Source organism: Ignavibacteriales bacterium (genome assembly GCA_020635255.1).
In the GTDB taxonomy this organism is placed as follows: domain Bacteria; phylum Bacteroidota; class Ignavibacteria; order Tepidaquicellales; family Tepidaquicellaceae; genus JAEYVS01.
In genome coordinates, this window is the sequence record JACKAC010000002.1 from 848,090 (window position 1) to 859,036 (window position 10,947).

The following is a 10,947-nucleotide window of genomic DNA, read 5'->3' on the forward strand; positions in this document are numbered from 1 at the left end:
GTTAATTTTCTATTTGATGTCATATGCAAGTCTTGGTGTGAACGATGTAATAAATATCACTATACACAGAAATCCTAAAAGCATTCTTCCCGTGTCTAGCTCTTCGGTTTTATTTTCAACAGTGTCGGGATGCTCTATCTTGATCACCCATAAAATTAATATTGCCCATATTAACCAGGATATCGATCCGAACTGTAATAACCAGTCGGTTACTGGTGACATGCCCGACGTTTTTAAAACATCATAATATTCCAGAACAGGAAAAACTCCTATCAAGCCGAATAGTAGCAATAAAACGAAAAATATTCTTGCGACAGTTTTGTAATATTTTGGGAACATGCAATAAATAATATGACCGCCATCGAGTTGTCCAATTGGCATTAGATTTAGCGATGTTATTAAAAGCCCAAACCACCCCACACACAAAAATGGATAATGATATACCTCATTCATTGGAGGGATGAAGCTTCCTTCCGGCGCAAATACCTTACCTATAAATGAAAACATAAAATTTTCCCCGAAGTGGAATCCTTTGTCACTTAAACCGTTTATTGCAATTTCCGGATGGATATTATATAGATATTCGATTCCGGGCAGTGATTTAAATCCAATAATAAGAATTATTAAACATGTTATCCATCCCGCAATTGGACCTGATGCTCCAATGTCAAAAAGACCTTTCCTTGTATATCTATGAGCCTTCATTCGAATAACAGCCCCCATAGTACCGAAAGGGTTTAGATCTAAAAAAGGAAATGGAATATAATAGGGAAGAGTTACCGGTACTTTATGTATTCTTGCCGCAAAATAATGTCCAAATTCATGTGTAGTAATAACCAGCATGATCAGTACGGAATATGTAATCCCCAGGGAAAAATTTAAAAGCTGTGTGGGGTCTTTTTGCAGCCATGCAACTCCGGCAAAAGTTGTGGTTACAAACGTGGCAATAAATAATATGATATTTACAAAGTATCTAGGCTTTTCTTTGGCTTTTTCGTCACTGTAGACTACTTCACCTTTGTACCTGCTCTCGTCATCACCTGTATATTTCAGCTTGTATTCAGACATAATCTGCTAATATATTGGTATTAATTTTCAATTTAAATGAATTATGCTTGCCAAATTTCATCCCCTTTGTTCTTTAAATAGTTAAGAATTTTGATGATATTGCAAAATGAAATTATCATTATGTTAGTGTGAACGAACCTGATCTCAATATCGATCCTCAATCTGGGAAAAAATTTCCTTTCGAGAATATTCCCCCAAGGCTATACGTTGTATTAACGTTATTCGTTGTCTTTTTTACCTATCAGATAATTGGCGGTTTTCTGGCACTGTCGTTTTTTGGAGTTGATGATCCGACAGGTGGTGATGCTGATGGAATGAGGATTATGACTGCTTTCTCGCAATTCATGTTAATACTCGCCCCTGTGCTTCTACTTAGCTATCTGCAGGGTAATAAGTTCAAAGATGCCTTTAAAATTAAAAGACCGTCGCTTCCGATGGTTTCGCTGAGTGTAATAGGAATTATTCTAATCCAGCCCGCTATAGAGGCATATTTATATTTCCAGAATAAACTTATCTATTCACTTCCGTTAGGCGATAATGTAACTTCCGCGCTCAAGGACCTTGATAATATGTTCGAGGAAATGACTATCAAGCTCGTTGCTTCACATTCTATTCCGGAGTTGTTATTGGTAATTTTTGTTATATCGATTACTCCTGCCATTTGCGAGGAGTTCTTCTTCCGGGGTCTGATACTTAAAAATTTCGAGCGCTCTTTTAAGGCTTTACAGGCTATAACTTACACAGGTATTTTGTTTGCAATATTTCATTTCCATCCGCTTAATGTTATCCCGCTTGCATTATTGGGATTCTTTCTTAGTTACATCGTACATTATAGTGGTAGTATCTATACAGGGATCATAGCACACTTTATCAATAATACGATTGCGGTTATTGCTGTCTATATTGTCGGTACGGAAAGCCTCAGCGAGGATGTCTTATCCGGCGGCAATGAAATTGCCATGCTTATATATGGGGTGATTTCATTAGTACTTTTTATTATTGTCATGAGACTTATCAAACGCATCGCTTCATCCCCGGCTCCGCCGGCAGATAACATAATTTCCACTCCGCCTGATGAGTAATGTTACCAAAAGAATACTCGTAGGCGTTATTGCCGCGCCTGTACTGCTTTTACTTGTGTATGAGAGAGGGTTATATTTCCTTGTATTTTCTATGGTGATATGCGCTCTTGGGCTTTGGGAGCTCTATACAATGTTTGAAAAGAAGCGGTTTTTTATATTAAAAAGGACTTCCATTCTGTTTTCTTTGTCGATGATGGTCGTAGCATATTACTCGCTGGAAAATCTCATCTATTTAATGATAGTTTTCTATATTTTGATAATATCATTTGAAGTTTTCCGGCGTGATAAGCGCAATCCCAAGAACCCTTTTATTGCAGTATTCGGGGTAGTATATATAACAGTCCCGCTGATAATGCTAAACCTTCTGCTAAAGATCCCCGGTTTCAATATAGTGCTTTACTGCATCATCTTAATATGGGTGACGGACACTTTTGCATATTTTGGTGGGAAAGCATTTGGTAAAAGACAACTTTCCGACATCAGCCCCTCTAAAACGATCGAGGGAGCTTTGATAGGACTTGTTATGGCTGTGATTGTTTCTTTTGTTTATCGTTATTTCTTTGTAAATGAAATTACCGTTATTGATGCGGTAATAATGGGTTTTGCGATTGGAATTTTTGGACCTGTGGGGGATCTTTTTGAATCTATATTAAAAAGGTATGTTGACCAAAAAGATTCATCGAATATAATTCCCGGACACGGTGGTGTATTGGATAGATTTGATAGCCTTATTTTTATTTCACCTTTTATTTATATTTACTATACTTATATACGATTCTTTATTAACTAAATTTATTTGACAGTTTCTAATCTGTTATTCACGAATGGCTAGAAGAAAAAATGCTGAGAAAAAAGAGGATCCTGTAAAGGAAACAAAGAAGGCTCCTAAATCTGCTGAGGACGAAGAGGAGAGTTCCGAACTGGATGATATAATGCAGGGTGATTCGCTTCTTGCTGAGGATGATGATTTTGAGGAAGAGGAAGTATTAGGTGAGATTGATGAAGAGGATGAAGAGAAAGAAGTAATGAAACACCTTAAAGACTATGATAAAAATAAAGAGGTCACCATTGTTTCCGTATTCGAAAAGATCGGCAGTCCAAAATGTCCTCCCGTCGATAAGGTTAAACCGGACGATTTTAGCGAAGAATATGGTAAGCTGATTGCTCTTCTTGATAAGCATAATATTATCGTCCACTTTAAAAATGACTTTCCCGTAAAAGAAAAATATAGATTCATTACGGAAGAGGTTTTTAAGCAAGATGTTGAAGATTTTAAAAAGAGTAAAGTCCAGGTAAGCTTTATCTACGAAGATTTTCATCCGGAAATGGATGAGGATGATGAAGACGAAGACTTTGATTATGATTATAACGATTTTTAAAAATGGCTGTAGAAAGTAATTTCCTTAACCTCGGTTCGGAGATCATAGATTTTAACCTCAAAGGTATTGATGATAATTATCATTCACCCTCTCACCATACCGACAAGAATATCCTTGTAGTAATGTTCATATGTAATCACTGTCCTTACGTAAAGGGTGTCACCGGACGGCTCGTTGCTTTGCAGGAAAAGTTTGCTGGTAAGGGAGTGCAATTTTTAGCAATAAATTCGAACGATCCAGAAGCATACCCTGAAGATTCATTCGATAATATGAAAAGGTTTGCTGAAGAGAGGAATTTAAATTTCCCCTACCTTGTGGATGAAACACAGGATATAGCACGTAAGTATGACGCGCAGTGTACCCCTGATATTTATGTATATGACCGGAATAGGACACTCAAGTATAGAGGGAGAATAGATGATAACTGGAAAGAGGAAAAAAAAGTAACTTCAAATGAACTCGAAAACGCTATCGAATTGCTTCTCGAAGGAAAGGATATTGATTTTAAGCAGATCCCATCCATTGGCTGTTCGATAAAATGGAAAAAATAAATTTCCTGCCGATAGAAAATTTAAATTTTATACTTTATGCCAAATCTCATTATTGTCCGTCATGGTCAGTCGCAGTGGAATCTTGAAAACCGTTTTACCGGCTGGGTCGATATAGATCTTTCTCCAAAAGGTGAGGAAGAAGCCAAAAAAGCCGGTGATCTACTAAAAGGATATAAATTTGATAAAGCCTACACATCCGATCTCGTAAGAGCTCAGCACACACTTGATATTATATTAGGTGAGATAGGTCAGGCAGACATTTCCGTCGAAAAGGATCTCGCTCTCAATGAAAGGATGTATGGTGACCTTCAAGGGCTCAATAAAGATGAGACCCGTCAGAAATTTGGTGAGGAACAGGTACATATATGGAGACGCAGCTTTGATATTGCTCCGCCTGCCGGTGAGAGCCTGAAAGACACAGCTGATAGGGTACTGCCTTACTATAAGGAAAAGATAGAACCGGAATTAAGAGCCGGTAAGGATATTATAATTTCTGCTCACGGTAATAGCCTTCGCGCATTAATAATGTATCTGGAGAAGCTTTCTCCTGAAGAGATTGTGAAAGTTGAGATCCCGACCGGTCATCCTAAACTATACGTTCTGGATAATGACCTCAATGTGCTGGAAACAAAATATCTTTAAAGCTTGTCGCGAAAAGAAATAAAGAATATAATATTCGATCTCGGTAATACACTCGTCTTTTTCGATCATAATTACTTTTTCAGCGGTATAGCTTCCTACGAAAAACGTTTCAGTACAAATGCCTTTCGTGGTTATATCGTTGAGCACCGTCTTATGGAAAAACTGGGAAGCGGGCATCTGACGGGGAAGGAGTTCTATAAAATACTTAAAAAAGAATTCAAGCTTACGATTAGTTATAAAAGGTTTGTAAAAATCTACCGGGATATTTTCTGGGCTAATAAACCCATGGAGAAATTCCTGAAGAAGATTATTAAAAGCAAAAAGTTCAACGTTTACCTACTGTCGAATACTGACCACCTCCACATCCCATACCTTTACAAGATCTATCCGCACATAGACCTCATTAAAAACAAGGTGATTTCTTACCGGACGGGTCATATAAAACCGGATAAAGAAATTTATGAACACATATTCGAAAAGTATGGAATAGACCCTAAAGAAAGTTACTTCATTGATGACATGCCCGACAATATAAAGATTGGTAAAAAACTTGGCTTAACCACACATCTGTATACCTACCACGACGACCTTGAGAAAGAGTTTAAGTTACTTCTAAAGAAATCATAGGAAGAATAAATACCTTACGCTGAATAAAATTGAAGAAGGCCTTGTCTGGACCTGTGTTTCGGTATATTCGTTAGAGTGGATAGGGAAATTATATGATCCCTCTACAATTAGGCTGGAAAAGAAAATTGTCTGCAATCCGAGGTATCCGTCCCACCTGAATCCCCCCGAATTGAAGATTACGTCATTATTAAAGTAATTCTTATTGAAGTAGTACATTTTGTTTTCAAAATACACGTTAAGATTCACGTCGTTATAGCTTTCATATTGACGGGGAAGAACTAGATATCCGAAATTCAAGCCCCATTGATAGTAATTCCCGAATTTGAAATCACCTTTCGCAAAATTTGCATTGTAGCTTGCATCCGCGCTTATGGCAAGTTTATGAAAAAGCGCAGTTGCTACCACTGTATTACTCCATGTGTAATTATCCGTTGTGTGAAAATCTATTATTGGTACCGTAATGTCATTCACAAAATTGTAAAATTGAACAACGTGCCCGGGGTGAAGCTCATACTCTACCTTATCCCCGACTATTGGTTGCGAATCGATCGGTATCCTCAAACCGGACTGAACTGCAAACCTGTAGTGTGTGTTCTTACTATCTATATCGTAAATCCTGTATCGCAGAGATGGGGTGAAGTCACCGATAAATTTATAATTGGCGTCAGTCGTATAGAAAAACTTATTATAGATCGAAAGCTTTCCGGTTATCCCGTAATTAATATCGAACGAATTGTGAAAATATTGAAAATTGTCATATTCCTGAATGTTGTTACGTATTTCGAGCCTGTTTTTGGAAATATTTGCCGCCGCCGGGGAATTAATGAATAGCTCCTGGGCGTTCAGATTAAAAGCGCAAAAAAGTAATATTATTAAGGGTAATACTCTCTTCATTTCATGTGCGTAATAGTACAAATTATAGAACTGATTCTAATCTATTAAAATTCTATTTTATATATTTTGCTTCAATGGAAAAAGTAATCAAGAAAACAACGGCTTCTTCGGGTAAAAACGGCTCCGGTCCGGCAGGGAAATCCCTTCCGGATGCAAGGAAGTTTATTATCATCCGTGGTGCTCGAGTACATAATCTTAAGAACATTGATGTTGATATTCCCAAACAAAAACTTGTTGTTGTAACGGGTGTCAGCGGATCAGGTAAGTCGTCACTTGTTTTTGATACGATTTATGCTGAGGGTCAGCGAAGATATGTTGAGAGCCTTTCATCCTATGCTAGGCAGTTCCTCGAAAGGATGAATAAGCCGGACGTAGATTTCATGGCTGGACTTGCTCCGTCTATGGCTATCGAGCAGAAAACAAGGACAAGGAATCCGCGTTCTACGGTTGGTACTACTACCGAAATCTACGATTACCTCCGTCTTCTTTTTGCAAGGATTGGTAAAACATACTCGCCCGAAAGCGGAAAACTTGTTACAAAAGATCTTCCCGACACAATAATCAAAGAAATATCCGGCTTAGCTAAGAGCGGTACGCTTAAGCTTTATGTATATTTTAAGCAGAATTTCACAGATAAAGCTATATTACAATCCATCCTCACCGGGCTTCGCGCAAAAGGTTTCTACCGGCTCTTTTTGAAAGATGAGATCGTTGACCTGAATGACATCGAAGATAAGGACTTGATTGAAAAGATATGGAAATCCTCAAAGGATGAACCTCTAAAAATAATAGTTGATAGATTTACTCTTGACGTATCTGATCAGGAAACCCTCTCCCGTCTAAATGATTCTATCGAAATGGCTTATAAGGAGAGTGACGGTTTTGTTACTATTAGGGTAATGAATGAAAAAGGTTATGGTGATCACGAATACAATCATTACCTCGAGCGCGACGGTATTAGATTCCTTGAGCCTGAGCCAAGGATGTTTTCTTTTAATAACCCCTTTGGTGCGTGTGAAAGATGTCAGGGCTTTGGAAGAACAATGGACATAGATTATGATCTGGTCATACCCGACAAAAAGAAGTCTATTTTCCAGGGAGCTATCGCCCCGTTTTCAACTCCGAAACACTCTAAGCATCTTTCTTCTCTAATTGAAGTCGCGGATGACATGGGGATTGATATTCATAAACCCGTAGGAAAGTTCACTTCCGACGAAATGAAGAAGATATTCAAAGGGGGGAAGAGTTTCATTGGTGTTGATAAGTTTTTCAAAAGGGTAGAGAAGGAAGCATCCTATAAACTACACTATAGGGTTTTACTTAATAAATACCGTGCTTATACTACATGTAGTGAATGTGATGGTTCGAGGCTTAGAAAGGAAGCTCTTTATGTCAAAATTGCGGATAAGACCATAGCCGATATAGTTAGGATGAAAATATCCGAAGCATACGACTTCTTCATAAACCTTAAACTGTCAGCTTACGACAAACAGATTTCTGGCAGGATTCTTGAGGAGATTATTTCTCGTTTGAAATATCTGAATGAAGTTGGTCTTACATATCTCACACTGGACAGGCTTTCCAATACTCTTTCCGGCGGTGAATCGCAGAGGATAAATCTTTCCACATCGCTTGGTTCTTCCCTTGTAGGTTCGGTTTACGTGTTGGATGAACCGTCCATTGGACTTCACCCGCGCGATAATGACCGGCTGATCAGTATTATGAAATCCCTGCGTGACCTCGGTAATACCGTAATTGTTGTCGAACATGATTCCGATATGATGGAGGCTTCCGACGAAATAATCGACATGGGTCCTCTTGCCGGTGAACAAGGTGGAGAGCTCATTTTCCAGGGATCGTATAAAGAAATCCTCGCTGACAAGAAATCTCTTACAGGGAAATACCTCAGTGGTAAGGATCAGATAAAAATACCAGCCTCGAGAAGAAAGGTTGATTCAAAATCCGACTTCATTACTATCAAAGGAGCCAGTGAGAATAATCTAAAAGACATTGATGTGAATATCCCGCTTAATGTTTTTGCCTGTATTACAGGCGTCAGCGGTTCCGGTAAATCGACTCTTGTTAATGACATTCTCTACGGAGCGCTTAAGAAAAAGCTGGAAGGATCCTATAACGAGAAAATTGGAAGTCATGACGAGATAGTAGGTGTCAAAAAGATTGATTCCGTGGAAATTATTGACCAGACTCCAATTGGAAGGACCTTACGTAGTAATCCCGTTACATATATAAAAGCATTCGATGTGATTCGCGAAGCTTTCTCCTCAACATCAGCCGCCAAAAGAAAAGGTTTAACTCCCGGCTATTTTTCTTTTAATGTCCCGGGTGGAAGGTGTGAAACTTGCGAGGGCACCGGCATTGTAAAGATTGAAATGCAGTTTATGGCGGATATACTACTTGAATGTGAAGTGTGTCGTGGCAAAAGATATAAACTCGACGTGCTCGATATTACTTTAAAAGGGGGTGACGGTTCACATAAAAATATTAGCGAAGTCCTCGATATGACCGTTACTGATGCAATTAAATTCTTCAAACCCTATCCAAAGATCGTCTCTAAGCTAAAAATACTCGACGATGTCGGCTTGGGCTATATTAGGCTTGGTCAATCGGGCTCGACATTGTCCGGGGGGGAATCCCAGCGCGTAAAGCTGGCATATCACCTTACATTTCAGGATAAGGGCAATAATACACTTTTTATATTTGATGAACCTACCACTGGATTGCATTTCAATGATGTCTCAAAATTGCTAAAATGTTTTGAGCAATTGATTAAAAAAGGCAATTCTGTCCTCGTTATTGAACATAATCTCGATGTTATTAAATGTGCCGACTGGATAATTGACTTAGGACCCGAGAGTGGTGATGACGGAGGTTATATTGTAACAGAGGGTACGCCGGAAGCAGTTGCTAAATCATCGAAGTCTTATACAGGAAAATATTTAAAAAAATATCTAAAATAATGATCACATTTTTGAAGAAATATAAGTTCGTTTTCGGAGGGTTGTTCCTTGGGCTAATTGGCGGATTCATGTATTGGAATTTTGTCGGTTGCTCAAATGGACAATGTGCGATCCAATCCAACGCATATCTCATGTCTGCTTACGGAGCGGTCGTAGGTGTTCTTGTTGGGAATATTGTACAATCTTTCGGGAAGTCATAATCTGCTTTAATGAATAGGATAATAGCCATAGTATTCGTTTTTTTATGTCTCTTTACAAAAGACGTTTTCTCGCAGCATAACTATATCTATTATTCCGGTGGCTATGGTATAAGTGATGAAGATCTTGACGGACTGAATTATGTTATAAATAAGTATAATGTTGAAAGGACCCACCTTACTAAAGACCTCGGTCAGATAAATACACTCTACGGATTTACGGTGTCTGGAGGTTTAGTTCTGGATGAAAGTTTCCTTTTTGAAATTGGTTTTACCCAGAGGAGAGCATATACATATTCCGACGAAACACTGCTTGTAGATCAGCCATATAAACGTGACTTACTTGTTCGGTCCAATACTCTTGGTTTTGGTATAGGTAAGTACATCTTCTGGCAGGAAGGATTCAAGCTCCTTGCCGGTTCAACAATGGACTTCGGCAAAATTGTTCTTCGAACCCGCCTATATAATACTAATGATGCAACAGTCCCAAGTTATGTTGATGTCGGTCAGGAAAATAATGATGACTTTGCGAATAATAACAATCTTGTTGCTCTCACCCCTTATATGCAGTTCAGCTACAGCCCCTGGGGAAAACAATTCGAGTTTGTTGTCAGGACATACTACCAGATACAGCTTAAAGAATCGGATTTTACTTACGTAAACCAAACCTGGAATTTTAATACTTACCAGGAAAGCCCTGCCGATGCCACAAAAAGCTATGCCAATAATTTCGGTCTTCAGCTAAAGCTGAATGTACTTATGGGCATAGAATTATAAAAACACCTGCTTGCAAAGTCATTTCAATTTGTATAGAAGTTATTTTCTGTGAATGTTATATTGCCTCTTTATGAACTAATCTAAAGAGAGGATAAATATCATGGCTTTCGAATTACCCCCGCTCCCTTATCCAAATGATGCTCTTGAGCCGAGCATTGATGCTATGACTATGGAGATTCACCACGACAGACACCACAAAGCGTATGTTGATAAATTAAACGCCGCGGTTGACGGAACGGATGCCGCTAATCTTCCCATAGAAGACATTATTAAAAACATTTCTAAATATCCTGCCGCCGTAAGAAATAATGGTGGAGGACACTATAATCACTCACTCTTCTGGAAAATGATGAAAAATGGAGGCGGTGGAAATCCCGCTGGTGATCTCGGCGATGCTATTAATAATGCTTTTGGTTCATTCGATGATTTTAAAAAGAAATTTGAGGAAGCTGGCGCTAATAGGTTCGGATCCGGTTGGGCATGGCTCATTGTAAAAGATGATGGTTCATTAGTTGTAACATCTACACCTAATCAGGACAATCCGATGATGGATATTGCAGATGAAAAAGGCACTCCTATTCTTGGGTGCGATGTCTGGGAACATGCATACTATCTCAAATATCAAAATAAAAGACCTGATTATCTAGCCGCGTTTTGGAATGTGGTTAATTGGGATGAGGTAGCTAATCTCTACAGTTCTGCTAAAGCATAACTAAAAAGTAATTTTTATCCAAATAAAAAGCTCTCTTAAG

Annotated in this window: 12 protein-coding genes; 10 read left to right on the forward strand and 2 right to left on the reverse strand. The window is 38.5% G+C overall.

Annotated elements, in window-relative coordinates:
* Positions 1-9 precede the first annotated feature (9 nt).
* Positions 10-1,068: a site-2 protease family protein gene (locus tag H6614_11705; protein ID MCB9244332.1), complete on the reverse strand. Its 1,059-nt coding sequence runs from the start codon at positions 1,066-1,068 to the stop codon at positions 10-12.
* 128 nt (positions 1,069-1,196) lie between these two features.
* Here H6614_11705 and H6614_11710 point away from each other — a divergent pair, with 128 nt between their 5' ends.
* Genes H6614_11710 through H6614_11735 form a run of 6 tightly spaced genes read left to right on the forward strand, consistent with a single transcriptional unit; the run spans position 1,197 to position 5,349 of the window.
* On the forward strand, positions 1,197-2,150 hold the full coding sequence (locus tag H6614_11710) for a CPBP family intramembrane metalloprotease (protein MCB9244333.1): 954 nt from the start codon (positions 1,197-1,199) through the stop codon (positions 2,148-2,150).
* The gene (locus tag H6614_11715; GenBank protein ID MCB9244334.1) at positions 2,143-2,940 is read left to right on the forward strand and encodes a phosphatidate cytidylyltransferase; all 798 of its coding nucleotides are present in this window, start codon (positions 2,143-2,145) and stop codon (positions 2,938-2,940) included. The genes H6614_11710 and H6614_11715 overlap by 8 nt, the downstream gene beginning before the upstream one ends.
* Positions 2,941-2,974: 34 nt before the next feature.
* Positions 2,975-3,529 (forward strand): hypothetical protein, encoded by a 555-nt coding sequence (locus tag H6614_11720; protein MCB9244335.1) that lies wholly within the window; start codon positions 2,975-2,977, stop codon positions 3,527-3,529.
* Positions 3,530-3,531: 2 nt separating this feature from the next.
* A complete protein-coding gene (locus tag H6614_11725; GenBank protein ID MCB9244336.1) occupies positions 3,532-4,080 on the forward strand; it encodes a thioredoxin family protein in 549 nt (182 codons plus the stop codon).
* 36 nt (positions 4,081-4,116) lie between these two features.
* Positions 4,117-4,722: a 2,3-bisphosphoglycerate-dependent phosphoglycerate mutase gene (locus tag H6614_11730; protein MCB9244337.1), complete on the forward strand. Its 606-nt coding sequence runs from the start codon at positions 4,117-4,119 to the stop codon at positions 4,720-4,722.
* Between the two features lie 3 nt (positions 4,723-4,725).
* Positions 4,726-5,349: an HAD family phosphatase gene (locus tag H6614_11735; GenBank protein MCB9244338.1), complete on the forward strand. Its 624-nt coding sequence runs from the start codon at positions 4,726-4,728 to the stop codon at positions 5,347-5,349.
* Here the strand turns inward: H6614_11735 and H6614_11740 are convergent.
* Entirely contained in the window at positions 5,344-6,243 is a 900-nt protein-coding gene (locus tag H6614_11740; GenBank protein MCB9244339.1) for a hypothetical protein, read from the reverse strand. The two genes, H6614_11735 and H6614_11740, sit on opposite strands and share 6 nt — an antisense overlap.
* A gap of 74 nt (positions 6,244-6,317) precedes the next feature.
* Here H6614_11740 and uvrA point away from each other — a divergent pair, with 74 nt between their 5' ends.
* The 4 genes from uvrA (at position 6,318) to H6614_11760 (ending at position 10,907) form a co-directional block, all read left to right on the forward strand.
* Positions 6,318-9,221, forward strand: coding sequence for an excinuclease ABC subunit UvrA (gene uvrA / locus H6614_11745; GenBank protein MCB9244340.1), 2,904 nt, complete (start codon positions 6,318-6,320; stop codon positions 9,219-9,221).
* Complete coding sequence (locus tag H6614_11750; protein MCB9244341.1) at positions 9,221-9,421, forward strand: hypothetical protein; 201 nt, start codon at positions 9,221-9,223, stop codon at positions 9,419-9,421. Before uvrA ends, H6614_11750 begins: the two co-directional genes overlap by 1 nt.
* Before the next feature lie 9 nt (positions 9,422-9,430).
* On the forward strand, positions 9,431-10,195 hold the full coding sequence (locus tag H6614_11755; protein ID MCB9244342.1) for a hypothetical protein: 765 nt from the start codon (positions 9,431-9,433) through the stop codon (positions 10,193-10,195).
* Between the two features lie 97 nt (positions 10,196-10,292).
* Positions 10,293-10,907 carry a superoxide dismutase gene (locus H6614_11760; GenBank protein ID MCB9244343.1) on the forward strand — a complete coding sequence of 205 codons (615 nt, stop codon included), beginning with the start codon at positions 10,293-10,295 and terminating at the stop codon, positions 10,905-10,907.
* The last annotated feature ends 40 nt before the right edge of the window (positions 10,908-10,947 follow it).